Annotated in this window: 18 protein-coding genes; 6 read left to right on the plus strand and 12 right to left on the minus strand. The window is 58.5% G+C overall.

Going from position 1 to position 15,639, the window contains the following annotated elements; genetic code table 11:
• Window positions 1-3: 3 nt before the first annotated feature.
• Together CHR62_RS06615 and CHR62_RS06620 are read right to left on the minus strand one after the other, a co-directional pair.
• Window positions 4-1,569 (minus strand): NADH-quinone oxidoreductase subunit NuoF, encoded by a 1,566-nt coding sequence (locus CHR62_RS06615; protein WP_123660425.1) that lies wholly within the window; start codon window positions 1,567-1,569, stop codon window positions 4-6.
• Between the two features lie 2 nt (window positions 1,570-1,571).
• A complete protein-coding gene (locus CHR62_RS06620; protein WP_123660426.1) occupies window positions 1,572-2,045 on the minus strand; it encodes a formate dehydrogenase subunit gamma in 474 nt (157 codons plus the stop codon).
• A 113-nt stretch (window positions 2,046-2,158) separates the two neighbouring features.
• Between CHR62_RS06620 and CHR62_RS06625 the strand changes: the two genes are divergently transcribed.
• The 3 genes from CHR62_RS06625 to mobA are packed head-to-tail and all read left to right on the plus strand — an operon-like array spanning window position 2,159 to window position 5,001.
• Window positions 2,159-3,259 (plus strand): substrate-binding domain-containing protein, encoded by a 1,101-nt coding sequence (locus tag CHR62_RS06625; protein ID WP_093969341.1) that lies wholly within the window; start codon window positions 2,159-2,161, stop codon window positions 3,257-3,259.
• A gap of 31 nt (window positions 3,260-3,290) precedes the next feature.
• Window positions 3,291-4,388, plus strand: coding sequence for a GTP 3',8-cyclase MoaA (moaA, locus tag CHR62_RS06630; protein ID WP_123660427.1), 1,098 nt, complete (start codon window positions 3,291-3,293; stop codon window positions 4,386-4,388).
• Window positions 4,381-5,001 carry a molybdenum cofactor guanylyltransferase MobA gene (mobA, locus tag CHR62_RS06635; RefSeq protein WP_158609099.1) on the plus strand — a complete coding sequence of 207 codons (621 nt, stop codon included), beginning with the start codon at window positions 4,381-4,383 and terminating at the stop codon, window positions 4,999-5,001. Before moaA ends, mobA begins: the two co-directional genes overlap by 8 nt.
• Before the next feature lie 5 nt (window positions 5,002-5,006).
• Here the strand turns inward: mobA and glp are convergent, their stop codons facing one another.
• The 6 genes from glp to CHR62_RS06665 all read right to left on the minus strand — a co-directional run bounded on the left by glp (window position 5,007) and on the right by CHR62_RS06665 (window position 8,457).
• Window positions 5,007-6,212 carry a gephyrin-like molybdotransferase Glp gene (gene glp, locus CHR62_RS06640; RefSeq protein ID WP_093969573.1) on the minus strand — a complete coding sequence of 402 codons (1,206 nt, stop codon included), beginning with the start codon at window positions 6,210-6,212 and terminating at the stop codon, window positions 5,007-5,009.
• An 8-nt stretch (window positions 6,213-6,220) separates the two neighbouring features.
• Complete coding sequence (moaB, locus tag CHR62_RS06645; protein ID WP_233574900.1) at window positions 6,221-6,754, minus strand: molybdenum cofactor biosynthesis protein B; 534 nt, start codon at window positions 6,752-6,754, stop codon at window positions 6,221-6,223.
• The gene (locus CHR62_RS06650) at window positions 6,751-7,236 is read right to left on the minus strand and encodes a molybdenum cofactor biosynthesis protein MoaE (RefSeq protein WP_123660430.1); all 486 of its coding nucleotides are present in this window, start codon (window positions 7,234-7,236) and stop codon (window positions 6,751-6,753) included. The genes moaB and CHR62_RS06650 overlap by 4 nt, the downstream gene beginning before the upstream one ends.
• A 1-nt stretch (window position 7,237) precedes the next feature.
• On the minus strand, window positions 7,238-7,489 hold the full coding sequence (locus tag CHR62_RS06655) for a MoaD/ThiS family protein (RefSeq protein ID WP_123660431.1): 252 nt from the start codon (window positions 7,487-7,489) through the stop codon (window positions 7,238-7,240).
• Entirely contained in the window at window positions 7,470-7,961 is a 492-nt protein-coding gene (gene moaC / locus CHR62_RS06660; RefSeq protein ID WP_093969336.1) for a cyclic pyranopterin monophosphate synthase MoaC, read from the minus strand. The genes CHR62_RS06655 and moaC overlap by 20 nt, the downstream gene beginning before the upstream one ends.
• Before the next feature lie 100 nt (window positions 7,962-8,061).
• Window positions 8,062-8,457: a hypothetical protein gene (locus CHR62_RS06665; protein WP_093969335.1), complete on the minus strand. Its 396-nt coding sequence runs from the start codon at window positions 8,455-8,457 to the stop codon at window positions 8,062-8,064.
• Between the two features lie 132 nt (window positions 8,458-8,589).
• Between CHR62_RS06665 and CHR62_RS06670 the strand changes: the two genes are divergently transcribed.
• Window positions 8,590-9,093 carry a peroxiredoxin gene (locus tag CHR62_RS06670; protein WP_093969334.1) on the plus strand — a complete coding sequence of 168 codons (504 nt, stop codon included), beginning with the start codon at window positions 8,590-8,592 and terminating at the stop codon, window positions 9,091-9,093.
• A 50-nt stretch (window positions 9,094-9,143) separates the two neighbouring features.
• A complete protein-coding gene (locus CHR62_RS06675) occupies window positions 9,144-10,469 on the plus strand; it encodes an MFS transporter (protein ID WP_093969333.1) in 1,326 nt (441 codons plus the stop codon).
• Here the strand turns inward: CHR62_RS06675 and CHR62_RS06680 are convergent.
• Both CHR62_RS06680 and bioB read right to left on the minus strand, forming a co-directional pair.
• Window positions 10,419-11,261, minus strand: a complete 843-nt coding sequence (locus CHR62_RS06680; RefSeq protein ID WP_123660432.1) for an EamA family transporter — start codon at window positions 11,259-11,261, stop codon at window positions 10,419-10,421. The genes CHR62_RS06675 and CHR62_RS06680 overlap by 51 nt on opposite strands.
• Window positions 11,262-11,363: 102 nt before the next feature.
• Window positions 11,364-12,371, minus strand: coding sequence for a biotin synthase BioB (gene bioB / locus CHR62_RS06685; RefSeq protein ID WP_093969331.1), 1,008 nt, complete (start codon window positions 12,369-12,371; stop codon window positions 11,364-11,366).
• 258 nt (window positions 12,372-12,629) lie between these two features.
• On the opposite strand from bioB, the gene CHR62_RS06690 reads away from it, so the two are divergent.
• Window positions 12,630-13,034, plus strand: a complete 405-nt coding sequence (locus tag CHR62_RS06690; protein ID WP_093969330.1) for a thioesterase family protein — start codon at window positions 12,630-12,632, stop codon at window positions 13,032-13,034.
• A gap of 96 nt (window positions 13,035-13,130) precedes the next feature.
• Here CHR62_RS06690 and CHR62_RS06695 read toward each other — a convergent pair whose 3' ends face one another.
• Together CHR62_RS06695 and CHR62_RS06700 are read right to left on the minus strand one after the other, a co-directional pair.
• On the minus strand, window positions 13,131-14,870 hold the full coding sequence (locus CHR62_RS06695) for an acyl-CoA dehydrogenase (protein ID WP_123660433.1): 1,740 nt from the start codon (window positions 14,868-14,870) through the stop codon (window positions 13,131-13,133).
• Window positions 14,871-14,872: 2 nt separating this feature from the next.
• On the minus strand, window positions 14,873-15,631 hold the full coding sequence (locus CHR62_RS06700; RefSeq protein ID WP_093969328.1) for an SDR family NAD(P)-dependent oxidoreductase: 759 nt from the start codon (window positions 15,629-15,631) through the stop codon (window positions 14,873-14,875).
• Window positions 15,632-15,639 lie beyond the last annotated feature (8 nt).

A 15,639-nucleotide genomic window follows, 5' to 3' on the forward strand; every position in this document is an offset into this window, starting at 1 on the left:
GTATCAGGGGTTGGCAGGCGCAGTTGCGTCGAGGCCAAAGTCTTCCGGGAAATGGTTTAGCGCCGAAAGGACTGGGTAGGGTGTCATGCCGCCCAGGGCACAGAGTGACCCGCCCAGCATGGTGTCGCACAGGTCGCGTAGCAGGTGTACTTGCTGTTCGCGCTGGTGGTTGGCCCGGATTTTTTGTATGACCTCGGTGCCGCGTACGGCGCCAATACGGCACGGGGTGCATTTGCCGCACGATTCGACAGCACAGAATTCCATGGCGTATTCGGCCAGTTGAGACATATTGGCCGTATCGTCGAAGGCGACCAGGCCGCCGTGGCCGACCATGGCCGATATGCCGATGTAGGCTTCGTAATCGAGGGGGACGTCCCATTGCGATTCGGGCAGGTAGGCACCCAGCGGGCCTCCGACCTGAACGGCTTTGAGCGGCCGCCCACTGGCGCTGCCGCCACCGAAGTCGTAAAGCAGTTCGCGCAAAGTAATGCCAAATGCGCGCTCGACCAAGCCGCCTTGCTTGAGGTTGCCTGCCAGCTGGAAGGGCAACGTGCCCATGGAGCGGCCCATGCCGAAGTCGCGATAGTAGTTGGCGCCTTTGGCCAGAATGATGGGTACCGTGGCCAACGAAATAACGTTGTTGATGACGGTGGGTTTGCCGAAAAGGCCCTTGATGGCGGGTAGAGGCGGCTTGGCGCGAACTAGCCCACGCTTGCCTTCAAGGCTTTCAAGCATGGAAGTCTCTTCGCCGCAAATGTAGGCGCCGGCACCGATGCGCACTTCGAGGTCGAAGTGGCGACCGCTGCCGCCAATATCGTGGCCCAGCCAGCCGACGGCGCGCGCGTTGTCGATGGCGCTGTTCAGTGCTGCCGCCGCGTGGGGGTATTCGGAACGCAGGTAGATATAGCCCCGGGTTGCCCCGACCGCCAGGCCGGCAATAGTCATGCCCTCGATAAGGGTATAGGGGTCTCCTTCCATGATCATGCGATCGGAGAACGTGCCCGAATCGCCTTCGTCGGCGTTACAGGCAATGTATTTTTGGTCAGCCGGTGTGTTGAGCACCGTTTTCCATTTGATGCCGGTAGGGAAGGCCGCACCGCCACGGCCGCGAAGACCTGATTGCGTGACTTCTTCGACAATTTCAGCCGGTGTCATGGTTATGGCGCGCTTGAGGCCTTCGAAGCCGCCGTGCGCCTGGTAGTCTGACAAGCTGAGCGGGTCGGTGATGCCCACGCGTGCAAAAGTAAGACGCTGCTGGTTTTTGAGGTAGGGGATGTCTTCTGTCAGGCCATGACAAAGGGCATGATCGCGCTGGCCCAGGTGCCAGCCGGCGTCAAACAGCCCGGCGACATCGTCGGCTTCGACAGGGCCGAATGCAACGCGGCCTTGCGGGGTCTCGACTTCGGCCAGGGTTTCGAGCCAGAGCAGGCCACGCGAGCCGTTGCGCACCAGTTCGATGTTGATGCCACGGCGGTCAGCCTCGGCCTGGATGGTGTTGGCGACGGCGTCGGCGCCAACGGCAAGTGCAGCGGCATCTTTTGGGACGAAAATTTTTACGATAGTTGTCATGATCAGGCCCCCTGTTCGGCCAGCAGGCGATCGAGCTTGGCGGGCGTCATGCGGGCGTGCGGCTTGCCATTAACCATGACGGCCGGCGATTGGGCGCACAGACCAAGACAATATACCGGTTCAAGTGTGACCTTGCCGTTGGCGCTGTTTTCGTGGAAGTCGCAGCCCAGTTGTTCACGGGCGTGGTCGATGAGCGATTGTGCGCCCATGGCCTGACAGGACTCTGCCCGACACATTTCGAGGACGACACCGGCCGGCGCTTGAGTGCGGAAGTGCGGGTAAAAACTGATAACGCCATGGATCTCGGCCCGCGACAATTGCAGTGCCTGAGACAGCACCGGAACGGCTTCGTCGGGAATGCAGCCCAGATCGTGCTGGATGGCGTGAAGAATGGGCAGCAGGTTACCGGGTTGGCCGGCGTGGGCGTCGAGTGCGCGTTGCGTGGCAAGACGGACCGGATCTTCTGGGGATGACATGGGGTGTGTCCTTTGCAAGGGGCAGATGCTTTATTATGTTTATTGGTGCATAATAAAAAACGTTTATTTGCAATAATCTACCGCGTTAGTCCCCCTGATTCAATATGAAATAAATGACATATAAATTTCAAGCGCGTCTGAACTCGGAATGGACGCTCGAGTCGCCCGACGGCGCCCGGTTTCCACTGGGCGACATTTTGCGCTTGCTGGCCGCCATCGAGGCTACCGGCAACATCGCCGGCGCGTGCCGCGAATGCGGTGTGTCGTATCGTCATGCGTGGGGGTTATTGCGGCGTGCCGAAGGGGTCTTCGAGGCCGGGTTGCTGGAAACCAGTCGGCGGCTGGGGACGAAGCTGACCCCGTTTGCACACCATTTGTTATGGGCCAACCGGCGCATGGAGGCCCGGCTGGCGCCAACGTTGCAAAGCATGGCGTCCGAACTGCAAGAGGCGCTGGAAAGTCTGCATCCGGAAATCCGCCCGCGCTTACGTTTGCATGCCAGTCATGGCTTCGCCGTCGAGGGTCTGATTCAGCAGGCCGGTGCACACGAAATGTTGTCTATCGAGTTGCGTTACCGTACCGCAACCGAAGCGTTGGCCTCATTGACGCGTAACGAATGTGATCTGGCCGGGTTTCAGGTACCTGTGGGTGAGTTCGAGCACGCTATTCTGGAGCACTACAGCCCGTGGCTGGACGCCGACCGGCATTGCCTTATTTATCTGGCGCAGCGTGATACCGGCATGTTCGTGCAGCCCGACAACCCTAAAAACATTCATAGCATTGCCGACCTGATCAAACCCGATGTTCGGTTCGTCAATCGCCAGATTGGTTCCAGTACGCGTTTGTTGGTGGGTTTGATGCTGCGTCGGCTTGGCATTGACCCGCGACAGGTCAACGGATACGACAGCAGCGAATTTACCCATATGGCCATTGCAGCGCATATCGCCAGCGGTATGGCCGATGTCGGTATTGGGGTCGAGACGGCAGCCTGGCGATGCGGCCTGTCGTTTATCCCCTTGGCCAAAGAGCGTTACTTTTTTGCCGTCAACCGCGACAGCCTGACGTCGTCTTCCATGCGTCAGTTGCTGGCATTACTGAACGGCGCGGGGTATCGTAAATTCGTGTCGGGTCTGGTGGGTTACGACGCGAGACATATGGGCCAGGTCATGACCTTGAAAGAGGCGTTTCCTGAATTGGCAGGAAAGGCGGCCTAAGATCATGAATAACAACCACAAAGACAAAGCAATGAGTAAAGTCATTTTTATGGCCAAAGGCGTGCCCGACGTGCAGGGCGAACTGCCGTATATCGACTGGCAGCCGGGGCAGGCCCTGGTCGATACCCGGCAACGGCCCCTGCGCGACTTGCGTATTTCGGTTACCGATCGCTGCAACTTCCGGTGCACGTACTGCATGCCGCGCGAGGTGTTCGACACCGACTACCCGTTCATGCCGCATTCGTCGCTGCTCAGCTTCGAGGAAATTACCCGGGTGGCGCGTGTGGCTGTGGGGCTGGGTGTACAAAAAATCCGGCTGACCGGCGGCGAGCCTTTGCTGCGCAAAGACATCGAAAAGCTAGTGGCGATGCTGGCTCAGCTGAAAACGCCCGAGGGCAAGGCCCTGGAGCTGACATTAACGACCAACGGTACGCTGTTGCGCAAGAAGGCCCAGGCGTTGAAAGACGCGGGCTTGCGACGCGTCACTGTCAGTCTCGATGCGCTCGATCCGACATTGTTCGAGCGCATGAGTGATAGTCAGGTGTCCGTCGACACGGTACTCGATGGCATCGAAGCTGCTGCCGAGGCCGGCCTGGCGCCAGTCAAGGTCAATATGGTCGTGCGCAAGGGCCTGAACGATGATCAGATCATGCCGATGGTCCGTCACTTCCGTCATAGCGGACATACCTTGCGGTTTATCGAGTACATGGACGTCGGCTCAACCAACGGTTGGGACTTGTCCGAAGTCTTGACCGGGCGGGAAATGCTCGATCGCATTGGCGCCGAATTTCCATTAGCGCCTGTTCAGGCCGATTACGTTGGCGAAGTCGCCGAACGCTGGCGGTATCTCGACGGTGCGGGCGAAATTGGTGTCATTACCAGCGTGTCTCATCCGTTCTGTGGCGACTGCTCTCGCGCCCGCATGTCGCCCGAAGGCAAGTTGTTCTTGTGTCTGTTTGCCGATCAGGGCTACGACTTGCGTACGCTTGTGCGCAGTGGTGGGTCCGATGCCGAGCTGGCCGGGCATATCGCCGGCATCTGGACGGGGCGGACAGACCGCTATTCAGAGGTGCGCGGCAAAGCCGGTACGACGCGTGCCAAAATCGAGATGAGCTATATCGGTGGCTGACACTGCACCGCCTGTATTGGCCAATATCACCGGCCTGATTCTGGCCGGCGGGCAGGCTTCGCGTTTTCAGCGCCCAGGCGAACCCTGGGTAGACAAGGGTCTGGCTCTGTTGAAGGGGCGGCCGCTGGCGTCTTACGTGTACGACTACCTTGCCCCCAGGGTGTCGCAGGTGTGGGTCAGCGCCAATCGCAATGTCGAGGTTTACGCGGCCTATGGCGATGTGGTGGCCGACGACCCCGTGTATGGCACAGATGCGGGCCCGCTGGCCGGGGTGTCCAGCGCGCTGGCAGCCTTGCAAACGCCCTGGATGCTGGTGCTGCCGGCCGATACGCCGTGTGTGCCCGAACAGTTGGCAGCCGTGTTGGCCGATGCGGCAACCCGGCATGCTGTGCCGTTAGTTAGCGCACGTACGCCTTTGCAATCTTTTCCGTTGTGTATGCTGGTGCATCGGTCGTTGGCTGCGTCGTTGCATGCCTACTTGCTGGGTGGCGATCGCAAGGTGCGGTTATGGCAGCAGCAGGCCGGCGGGCGCGAAGTGTGCTTCGACGCTCAGGCGTACGAATTTTTGAATATCAATACCCCCGAGTCGCTGGCGCAGGCTGACCCGGGGTAAAAGGCTCAAGACAACCAGTGGGCAAAGTCGTAGTAGGCCACGATGTCGTCATCGCCTACAACCGTATTGACCGGGATACGCGCCAACCCCGAAGCCCAGGGCAGGGCGCTGATAATGGCCGAGCCTTGCAGCGCGTAAGGTACCAAGACCGGCATGCCTTTGGCGTTGGGTTTGCATTGCACACGTAAAAATTCTTCGCGGGTTTCGTGAAACTGGCTGTGTGTGCGCAGCCGCCCATAGCCTACAGGCGGCAAGACATTGGCGCGCCCTTGCAGGCGACGAACCAGCGGCGATACCAGTAAGGCAAACACCACAAAAGCCGACACAGGGTTGCCGGGCAGGCAGACCACCGGCTTGTTTCGCGCCGTGGCCAGTGCGACAGGTTTGCCGGGTTTCATGCAGACCTTCCAGAGGTCGAGCTTGCCGCCCAGCAGTTCTAGTGTGGGCTTGACGAGGTCTTTTTCGCCGACCGAGACGCCGCCCACCGTTAATACCAGGTCGCAGTCTTCAAGCAAGGTCTGAAATGCGGCTTCGATGGCCTCGTGGGTGTCGGCCGCATGCAGGGTATGAACGACATCGGCGCCCATTTGCTGCACCAGGCCGGACAGCATGGCGCCGTTCGAGTTGTAGATTTGTGCAGGGCCCAACGGTTTGCCGGGGGCGACGAGTTCGTCGCCCGTGGTGAGAATGCCGACACGCAGGCGTGGCCAGACCTGAACTTCATGGATGCCCTGAGAGGCCAGCATGGCCATTTCGGGAGCGCGCACCACAGTCCCCGCAGACAGTACGACCTGATCTTGCTCGACATCTTCGCCGCGCAGACGGACGTGGGCGCCCTGGGCCGGCGCGGTCGTGATGGTCAGGGTATTGTCTTGTTCCAGCGTGTCTTCTTGCATGACTACGGTGTCGGCCCCTTCGGGCATGACACAGCCGGTAAACAGGCGAATGGTTTGCCCAGGTTTGAGCGCTTGCGGCGATTCGCCGGCAAAGCAGCGCTGTTGTACAGGGAATGCTTTGCCGGGAGCGTAGTCGGCGTAACGAATGGCGTAGCCGTCCATCGCGCTGTTGTCGGCAGGGGGCAAGTCGACGCGGGCAACGATGTCTTGGGCGAGTATGCGGCCAAATGCGGCAGGCAATGGGCAAGTTTCGGCCGATGCAGGCGCACTGCCAGCTTCAGAAAGGCGGCGCTGGGCTTCGTCGAAGTCAAGCATGGCGTTATTCATGACTTGTTTCCGGGCTTAAGGTAATGAGTGGCAAAGTTGCAGGGGCGGTGCGTGCTGTCGAGCTGTTCTTTGATGATGCGCTCCCAGGCGGTGTGGCAGGCGCTGGTCGACCCCGGCATACAAAAGATAAGGGTATTGTTGGCGGCTCCGGCAAAGGCGTCTGACTGCAGCGTAGATGTGCCGATGTCAAGATACGACAAATGGCGGAACAGTTCGCCAAACCCGGCAATGGTCATGTCGAGCAACGGCGTAATGGCCGCACCGGTTGATTTTTGATGAGAAAACCCCGTGCCGCCGTTGGTAAGAATAATGTTGATGTCGGGATCGGCGACCCAGTCGCTGATAATTTTGCGGATATGGTAAATGTTGCCGCTGCTGATGTCGCGGCGCACACAATGGTGGCCAGCTTCAGTCAGGGCATGGTTAAGGTAGTCGCCCGACGTGTCGTTGTCTGGTGTACGCGTGTCGGAAATGGTCAGCACCGCGCAGTTCAGGGCCACCTTCGGGGCTTGGGTATCGGTTTTACTCACGATGACTCCTTGGTGTTGTGTGGTGTGTCGTGCGCCCATTGGGCAGTTTTGTCGGCGTCGGACTCGCGCTGTTGCACCCAGAAACGTTCTCCTGAGGCAAGTGTTTCACGCTTCCAGAATGGCGCGCGGGTTTTCAGGGCGTCGATAATGAATTCGCAAGCCCGAAACGCATCGCCGCGGTGTGCGCTGGCAACGCCCACGTACACAATCTGTTCGCTGTTGTGCAATTCGCCAACGCGATGTACGACAGTGGGTTCGGGAACCTGCCAGCGTTCGACGGCCTGTTGGCATATGTCGGCAATTTCGCGCTCGCACATGCCCGGGTAGTGCTCAAGAAACAGCGCGCGCGTGCCTTGGTCTTCGGCGTAGTCGCGTACATAGCCGGTAAACGTTACCAACGCGCCGGCCTGGCCGGCGTTGCGGGCGCGCAGCGCTGCTGTGAGTTCGGCTGCGTTGAAATCTTCGGTCTGGACAATAACCATATCAGCCCCCTGTAACGGGTTCGAACACCGCGACCTCGTCACCTGGATTGATGATGACCGAATGCTTGACATGAAACTGGTTGACGGCCAGTTTGAGGCGTTGGGTCGGTGCCAATTGAGGGTATCGGGCTTCGAGTTGTTCGAGCCATTGGGTGCCCGAAATCGCTTCTGCCAAGGGCCAGGACTCGAGGCGGGTGCCAGTTAGTTCGGCGACCTGAGCGAAATAAAGAACGTTAATTGCTGTGCCACTCACCGCTTTTTCCTCCGGATTTATGAATCAGTCTGATGGTTTCCAGAATGATGCCTTTGTCGGCGGCTTTGCACATATCGTACACCGTTAGTGCCGCAATGCTGCAGGCCGTCATGGCCTCCATTTCGACGCCGGTTTTAGCGTCGGTACGGCAGGTGGCCGAAATGGTAATAGTGTGCGTTGCATCGTCTAGCGAGAAGTCGACACCGGCAAAACTGAGGGGCAGGCTGTGGCAAAGCGGGATAAGCTCGGCGCAGCGTTTTGCCGCCAGGATACCTGCAACCCGCGCCGTGTTCAGGACTTCGCCCTTGGCGTTGTCTTTGGCGGTGAGCAGGGCATACGCCTGTGCGCTCATTTTGACGCGGCCCTGCGCGGTGGCGCTGCGTTGGGTGGCGGCTTTGTTGCCGACATCGACCATTTTGATCTGGCCGGATTCGTCGAGGTGGCTCAGGGTGAGCGCTTCGTCTTTGTTCATTGTCTCGGGATTGCTGTCTTTATAAAAGACTAATGATATACGCAATGCCGATACCCTTCGACGGCTCGGGTGCTGCTTTGAACGCAGGGTGCGTTCTGTGTTAGTTTGGGCTTAGCGCGTCGCAGATTTTGGCGTAGTCAATGACTTTGTCATGATGAAAGCCACGAAGCAGATGGTCGTGACGCGGCACGATGATCGCAGCGCGCCGCTTGACGAGCGTCTGGCCTTCAATAACCCCCCGTTCGAACAGTGGGTCAAACTCTTCCAGCGTCAAATCGTGCTCTTCGGCAAATCGCGTAAAGTTTTGTCGGGCGGTCATCCGATGCAGATTGGCGTCGGGCAGGTCGGCGCCAAACACGCAGGCCGCGCCGTTGGTGGCGCCGGCCATAACGACCCATTGTTCGAACGAAATGCACAACTGGCGATCGGCGGCGGCATAGGCCGACCCGTAGGTGGCCATCGATAAAATGGCTGCAGAAATCTTGGGCAGAATCATGAGTGTCGTCCGGTTGCAATAACGGGCGTGTATGCTTTTCAAGACCACGATTCTGGCAGGGTTGCGTTACAAGGCCATGACGTGCTGGTATTAGAATGTTTATTTTCTCAATGATTTATCTCGGAGACCGCTATGACTATCAAAACCGGTGACACCCTTCCTGAAGGCACACTTACCGAATTCATCGAAATCGAAACGCAGGGTTGCAGCCTGGGGCCTAACGCCTTCAAGGTTTCCGAACTGGTTAAGGGCAAGAAAATTGCCGTGTTTGCGGTGCCTGGCGCGTTTACCCCGACATGTTCCGCCCAGCATGTGCCCAGCTACCTCGAACACCACGATGCATTAAAAGCAAAAGGCATCGATGAAATCTGGTGCGTTGCCGTTAACGATGCTTTCGTCATGGGCGCATGGGGCCGTGATCAAAAAGTCGACGGCCGTATCCGCATGATGGCCGACGGCAGTGGCCTCTGGACGCGCGCTCTGGGCTTGGAACTTGACCTGGTCGAGCGGGGCCTTGGCGTGCGCTCGCAGCGCTATTCCATGGTGGTCGACAATGGCGTTGTTACGCAGCTGAATCTTGAAAATGGCGGTGGCTATGCGGTAAGTGATGCCGCCACCATGCTCAAGCAACTTTAATCGCTTTTTTTTAAGGTAGGCATGATCAACACGCAAGGAATCATCACGGCATGATGGGTGCCGTTGTCTCGTTTTTTTCGTTGTATCTTGCAACGCTGTTGCTGTTGCTGGGTACAGGTTTGTTCAACACCTACCTGGGCATCCGTCTGGCCGAAGCTCAGGTGTCCGAAGTGTGGGTGGGTGCCCTGATTGCGGTGTACTACCTGGGCTTGGTACTGGGGGCCCGAAACGGCCACCGACTCATTGGCCGGGTAGGGCATATCCGGGCATATGCGTCGTCGGCTGCCGTGGTCACGGTGGCCGTGTTGGCGCAGGCACTCGTCGACAACCTTTGGGTTTGGGTAGGTCTGCGCTTTCTGGCGGGGCTGGCGATGGTGACGCAGTTCATGGTCATCGAGAACTGGCTGAACGAACAAACCGACAATGCTTTGCGTGGTCGTGTCTTTGCTTTTTATATGGTGTTTTCGGGGTTGGGTACTGTGTTGGGGCAGTTCTCGCTCACGCTGTTCCCCAATCTCGACTATCAGCCGCTTATCTTTGCGGCGATGTGTTCGGCCTTGTGTTTGTTGCCGGTGGCCCTTACGCGGCGGCTGCACCCAGCTATTCTCGAGCCCGCGCCCATCATGCCGCGCTATTACTTGTCGCGCGTGCCCATGTGCCTGGTCGTGGTGTTTCTTACCGGTGCGCTAACCGGCGCGTTTTATGGGCTGGGGCCGGTATTTGCCTACAAACAAAACTTGTCCGGCGATCAGGTCGCCATGTTTGTAGCTGCTGCGGTAGCCGCAGGCCTGGTGTCGCAGTGGCCCCTGGGGTGGTTGGCCGACCGAATGAACCGGGCTTCGTTGTTGCGTTTCAACGCCATGGTTCTGTTGGTCGTTAGCGTGCCGTTGTGGGGTTGGTTTGTGCTGCCTTATTGGGCGTTGCTGGTTATCTCGGCAGTGTTCGGCATTTTTCAGTTCACCCTGTATCCCATCGCATCGGCATTTGCCAACGACAACGTCGAACCCGAACGTCGTGTAGGGCTGAGTGCCATGCTGCTTATGGTGTACGGTATGGGTGCGTGCCTGGGGCCGCTGGTTGTGGGCGGCATCATGCGCGAAATCAATCCCAACATGTTCTTTGTGTTCGTGGCGGTATGTTCGGCCATTCTGGTGTTGTATGTTCGGCCGCAGTCGGTGACCGGGCAAAACCTCAGTCAAGATGCGCCAACACAGTTTGTGCCCATGACCGATCTGGAAACAGCGCCGGTCGTCGCGGCGCTCGACCCGCGCGTCGATCTTGAAACGGATATTTCGCACACCAGCATTGACGTGACTGAGCCCGGGTCAGGCCCGGAACAGAACCCAGACAGCACCGATAGCAAGCCCAATCCCTAGTTTGTTTGGCGTCGTTAACCGTTCGCCGAATAGCAGAGCGCCGGTTAACGTTCCCAAAACGATAACGCCGATATTCATCGATGCAAACACCAGACTGGGGTTCTCGGGAAACGTCTGGTGGGCGCGAATATAAAAATAAATATTGCCGAAATTAAGCAGGCCCAGTGCCGCGCCGCCGCCTATGCCGGCCAGCGTCCAGCGGCTGCGGCGCAGTGCCAGCCCAGCAAACATGATGACACCGGCCAGCACGAACGCACCCAGAAGGGTTGTAGAGAACGCCTGGCCTTGCTTGGCCAAGGCTTTGAACAGGATGTCGATGGCCCCGTAGCCTACCCAAACACCCAGCAGGCAGACAATGGTGGGCAGGCCGCGCGTAAATTGCCCTGCAGGTCGCAGTAATAGCCCCGCCAGTGCGGCCAGGGCCAGCATCACCCCAATCAGTTTTGTTGTGCTTAAAGGCTCGCCAAACCAGACAAATGCCGCCAGCAGCGGCACAATCAATGACAGCCGTTGCGCGGCGTCGCTTAGCACAATGCCGGCATGCCGAACGGCTGACGCCATGATTAAAAATACCGCGGGCAGCACAACCCCAAGTGCGACGAGCAGCAGCCAATGGCTCGAAGGCACGAGCAGTGCGGACACAGAGGGCTTGAGCAGTGCCAGGCACAGCACCGAAGCCACCACATAGTTGACGGCGATGGCTTGCCCGATATGGATCCCGCGGCTGCGGGCCATTTTCAGCAGCACAGAGACGGCCACACTGCAGCAAATGCTCAGGGCAAGGGTGTACATGGTGTTTTATTGCAGTGCGAAGCCTGGCGCCGGACCAGTGCATCTTGCGCCGCCAGGTGTTTGAGATGACACGCCGCGCGGTGCAACATACGAGGGTTGTGTTTAGTTGTGCTGGTGCGTGTGGTGAGTGTCGGCGTGCAAGCCCAAACGTTCGAAGAGCTTCTGGTCTTCGACGAATTGAGGGTTGCCTGTGGTCAGCAATTTTTCGCCGTAAAAAATGGAATTGGCGCCGGCCATGAAACACAGGGTTTGCATGGTGTCGCTCATTTCTTCGCGCCCTGCCGAGAGGCGCACGTAGGTTTTGGGCATGGTGATGCGAGCAATGGCGATGGTGCGTACGAATTCGAGCGGGTCGATATCGGGAGTGTTGTACAGGGGCGTGCCCTCAACCTTGACCAGGTTATTGATGGGGACGGAGTCGGGGTAGGGCGACATATTGGCCAGCTGCACAATAAGTCCGGCGCGTTCGCGACGCGATTCTCCTAAGCCGACAATACCACCGCAGCAGACGTTGATGCCCGCGTCGCGTACACGCTCCAGGGTATCGAGACGGTCTTGGTAGGTACGTGTGGAGATGATCTCGCCGTAGAACTCGGGTGATGTGTCGAGGTTGTGGTTGTAGTAGTCGAGGCCGGCTGCTTTGAGCTGTTCGGCCTGGCCGTCTTTGAGCATACCCAGCGTTACACAGGTTTCCAGGCCAAGCGCCTTGACCTGCCGCACCATGTCGGCGACGGCATCAATGTGATGGGCTTTGGGCGATCGCCATGCGGCGCCCATGCAGAACCGTTGTGCGCCGCTGGCTTTGGCTTCGCGCGCCGCTTGCAATACTTCTTCGATTGGAAGCAGGTCGTCTTTTTCGACGGGGGTGTCGTAACGCGAAGACTGCGGACAGTAGGAGCAGTCTTCGGGGCAGCCACCGGTTTTGATGGACAGCAGACTGGACAGTTGCACGGCACTGGGGTCGTGGTGCTGTCGGTGCACGGTTTGCGCCTGATACATCAGTTCGGGAAACGGCAGCTCGTAAAGCGCAAGTACCGACTTGACCGTCCAGCGGTCTGTTGTGTCGTTTGCGCCGACGGTTTCGTTACGGGAAATGGCGACTGCTTCCATGGATATCCACACAAAAATAATTAACCGGACTGTATGGTAGTAAGGACCCGAGAGGCAGGCAAGGGGGGTGATTTTTTAAGTTCGGCTAATTTGTCTTGAAAATAAATTAAATTCAATCAAGTTCATTCATTTTTCATTTAGTTTGGGCTCGAACGCGCGTGGATCGGCTTGCTTGCCTATTGGTAAATAAATGTAAAAATGACGTCGGGCAAAGTTACCCGCTATCATCATGCCTTTTGCCTGGCGGAGATTTGACGCATGAGTTTGTACACGAAAGAGGTCACCATCGAATGGGGTGATTGTGATGAAGCCGGAATCGTGTTTTATCCCAACTATTTTTACTGGTTCGATTGCACGTTCCAGGGCTTGCTGCGTAGTCGTGGCTTAAGCCAGCGCGACATCCGCCACAAGCTCAAGGGCGTTACACCGTTGGTCGACGTCGGTGCCCAGTTCCGTTCGCCCGGCGCGTACGACGATGTAATTACGATTGAGGCTGGCGAAATTGAATGGGCCGAGCGCCGTTTTCGTGTGCCCTACACCGTCAAATGCGGAGACCGCCTGGTAGCCACGGGCCACGAACTGCGCGCGTGGGCCCAGTACACCGAAGATGGCGGCATTAAGGGCGCTAGCGTACCTGACGAATTCAAGGCCTACTTTAAATAGGCCGACGTAGGGTCCAGCCGGGTGACGGGCGCGCACAAACATTGATGGGGCGGCCATGGCCCGGTGGGTAGGTAAATTAGAGTCGGCTGATCCCGTTCAGGCGGCTAGCGCATCGGCCCATGGCCGCGCTGGCGCTTGAATGGCGGCCATTAGCTGGTCGACTTCGGGCAGCAATTGCTCGACGTAAAACCGCGCGGTCTCGATTTTTGCCTTATGCCACAGGCTTGCAGCAGGGGCCTGGGCTGCGGCGACAGCGTTGCGCGCCCACACATAGGCCAGAACGCTATGCCCAGCCAAGCGCAAATAAGCCACACTGGCTTGCAAAGTCAGTTCGGTATCCTCGCTGTAGCGCGTTGCCAGCAGCTGGGTCGCGGCTTCGAGTTTGGCGGCTGTATTCAGGGCCGCTTCGGTAAAGCAGGCATGCTCGGGAGCTTGTGATGTTGCCCAGTCTCGAATATTGTTTAGTAGTAAGCCCAGCCGACGGCCGTCGTCGGCCAGCACTTTGCGCGTCAGCAGGTCGTGCGCCTGAATGCTGGTTGTGCCTTCGTAAATGGTCGTTACGCGTACGTCGCGCACCAGTTGCTCGATACCGGTTTCGGCAATAAAGCCATGCCCGCCGAACACCTGTAGCGCGTTGTAGGTACAGGTTTGTGCGTTTTCGGTCAGAAAGCCTTTGATGATGGGCGTGAGTAGCCCGACCAGGTCGGTTGTGTCTTGGCGGGTTTGGGCGTCGGTGGCCCAGTCGGCCTGGTCGATAAGCAAGGCCACCCAGTGTACAAAGGTGCGCCCACCCTCGATAAATGCCTTTTGCGTGAGCAGCATACGCTGCACGTCGGGATGATGAATGATGGGTGCGGGTTGGCCTTTGTTTGCGGCGCGACCTTGTCTGCGATCTTGGGCGTAAGCTAGCGCGTTCTGAAAAGCCAGGTCGCTGATGCCCAGGGCCTGAAGGCCGGACAGCAACCGGGCTTCGTTCATCATGGGGAACATCGCGGCCAGCCCTTTATTGGGCTCGCCGACCAGCCAGCCCTGGGCCGACTCGAAACGTAAGCTGCATGTGGCGCTGCCGTGCAACCCCATTTTGTGTTCGATGCCATCGCAAAAAATGGGGTTGGGTTGGCCATTGTCGAGTATTTTAGGCACCAGGAACAGGCTGAGCCCACGTGACCCGGAAGGGGCGCCAGCGATGCGAGCGAGTACCAGATGCGCAATGTTTTCGGTCAGATCGTGGTCGCCGCCGCTGGCAAAAATTTTCTGTCCGGAAATTAGGTAGCTGCCGTCTGGCGCAGGCTCTGCGCGCGTTGTTAGTAGCCCGATGTCGGATCCGGCGTGAGGCTCGGTCATGCACATGGAACTGGTGACTTCGCCGGTGGCCAGCAAGGGCAACCAACGGCGTTGCAGGCTTTCGGTTGCGCTATGCCGCAGGCAGGCCGATGCGCAATGATGGATGGCCGCATACATGACAAAAGCATGACTGGCGGCCGAGAGGATTTCGTTGGTGATACTGAATACCAAACGGGGTAAGGCTTGCCCCCCGTCGGCTTCGTCGGCGCACATCGAGGGCCAACCCAATTCGCAATATTTAGCATAGGCCTGTTTAAAGCCCGGGGGCGTCTGCACTTTGCCATTTTCCCAAGTGCAACCCGATTGGTCTGCGGCGTGGTTTAACGGCAGCACCTGCTCGGCGGCAAAACGCCCCGCTTCGTCGGCAATTTGCAGCAGTACGTCGGTACTTACCCCGCTGTAACGAGGAAGCGCCGATAGTACGGCATTGGCGTCAAGAACATCGTTCAGTATGAAGGCGAGGTCTTGCGAAGGGGGCGTGTAGTGCAGCATGGTTAGCGTGGTGCCAAACGGGTTGCGCCGTCGAGGCGGATGACTTCGCCGTTAAGGTAACGGTTGCTGATGATGTGGCTGGCCAGATCGGCAAACTCGGAGGGTTGGCCCAGCCGATGCGGAAATGGGATGGAGTTAGCCAAAGATTCCTGGACCTCGGGGCTGGCGGTGTAGAGCAACGGGGTCAGGAAAATGCCGGGTGCAATCGACATGACACGCACGCCAAACTGCGCGAATTCGCGAGCCAGCTGGATCGTCAATGACACCAGGCCACCCTTGGAGGCCGCGTAGGCAGCCTGACCGATTTGCCCTTCGTAGGCCGCAACCGAAGTGGTGAACAGGATAACGCCGCGCTCTTCGCCAATGAGGTCGCTGGCGATCATGTCGGCCGCCACCAGGCGTGTCATGTTGAAGCTGCCTACCAGGTTCAGGTTGACGATTTTGGTGAAGTCTTCAAGCGGCATGGGACCACTCTTGCCGACCACACGTTTGCCCGTCCCGGCGCCGGCGCAGTTGACGAGCACGCGGGCCACGCCGTGTTTCGAGCGGGCTTCGGCAATAGCGTCTTGTGCGCTGTCGGGGCTGGTGACGTCGCATTCGATGGCCAGGCCGCCTAAGCGAGTGGCCACGTCGCGAGCGCGATCCATTTGAATATCAAGAATGGCGACTTTGGCGCCTTGCGCGGCTAGGCGTTCGGCAGTGGCCTCGCCTAAGCCCGACGCGCCACCGGTAATTAGTACAGGGGTATCTTTCATTTCCATGGTGTTTT

This window comes from Pusillimonas sp. NJUB218, assembly GCF_003788685.1.
Taxonomy (GTDB): domain Bacteria; phylum Pseudomonadota; class Gammaproteobacteria; order Burkholderiales; family Burkholderiaceae_B; genus Neopusillimonas.

Coding starts and splice junctions, on each gene's coding strand:
- CHR62_RS06615 (WP_123660425.1), bottom strand. CDS start 1,569: ATGACAACTATCGTAAAAATTTTCGTCCCAAAAGATGCCGCTGCACTT.
- CHR62_RS06620 (WP_123660426.1), bottom strand. CDS start 2,045: ATGTCATCCCCAGAAGATCCGGTCCGTCTTGCCACGCAACGCGCACTC.
- CHR62_RS06625 (WP_093969341.1), top strand. CDS start 2,159: ATGACATATAAATTTCAAGCGCGTCTGAACTCGGAATGGACGCTCGAG.
- moaA (WP_123660427.1), top strand. CDS start 3,291: ATGAGTAAAGTCATTTTTATGGCCAAAGGCGTGCCCGACGTGCAGGGC.
- glp (WP_093969573.1), bottom strand. CDS start 6,212: ATGCTTGACTTCGACGAAGCCCAGCGCCGCCTTTCTGAAGCTGGCAGT.
- CHR62_RS06650 (WP_123660430.1), bottom strand. CDS start 7,236: ATGGTTATTGTCCAGACCGAAGATTTCAACGCAGCCGAACTCACAGCA.
- moaC (WP_093969336.1), bottom strand. CDS start 7,961: ATGAACAAAGACGAAGCGCTCACCCTGAGCCACCTCGACGAATCCGGC.
- CHR62_RS06665 (WP_093969335.1), bottom strand. CDS start 8,457: ATGATTCTGCCCAAGATTTCTGCAGCCATTTTATCGATGGCCACCTAC.
- CHR62_RS06670 (WP_093969334.1), top strand. CDS start 8,590: ATGACTATCAAAACCGGTGACACCCTTCCTGAAGGCACACTTACCGAA.
- CHR62_RS06675 (WP_093969333.1), top strand. CDS start 9,144: ATGATGGGTGCCGTTGTCTCGTTTTTTTCGTTGTATCTTGCAACGCTG.
- CHR62_RS06680 (WP_123660432.1), bottom strand. CDS start 11,261: ATGTACACCCTTGCCCTGAGCATTTGCTGCAGTGTGGCCGTCTCTGTG.
- bioB (WP_093969331.1), bottom strand. CDS start 12,371: ATGGAAGCAGTCGCCATTTCCCGTAACGAAACCGTCGGCGCAAACGAC.
- CHR62_RS06690 (WP_093969330.1), top strand. CDS start 12,630: ATGAGTTTGTACACGAAAGAGGTCACCATCGAATGGGGTGATTGTGAT.
- CHR62_RS06695 (WP_123660433.1), bottom strand. CDS start 14,870: ATGCTGCACTACACGCCCCCTTCGCAAGACCTCGCCTTCATACTGAAC.
- CHR62_RS06700 (WP_093969328.1), bottom strand. CDS start 15,631: ATGGAAATGAAAGATACCCCTGTACTAATTACCGGTGGCGCGTCGGGC.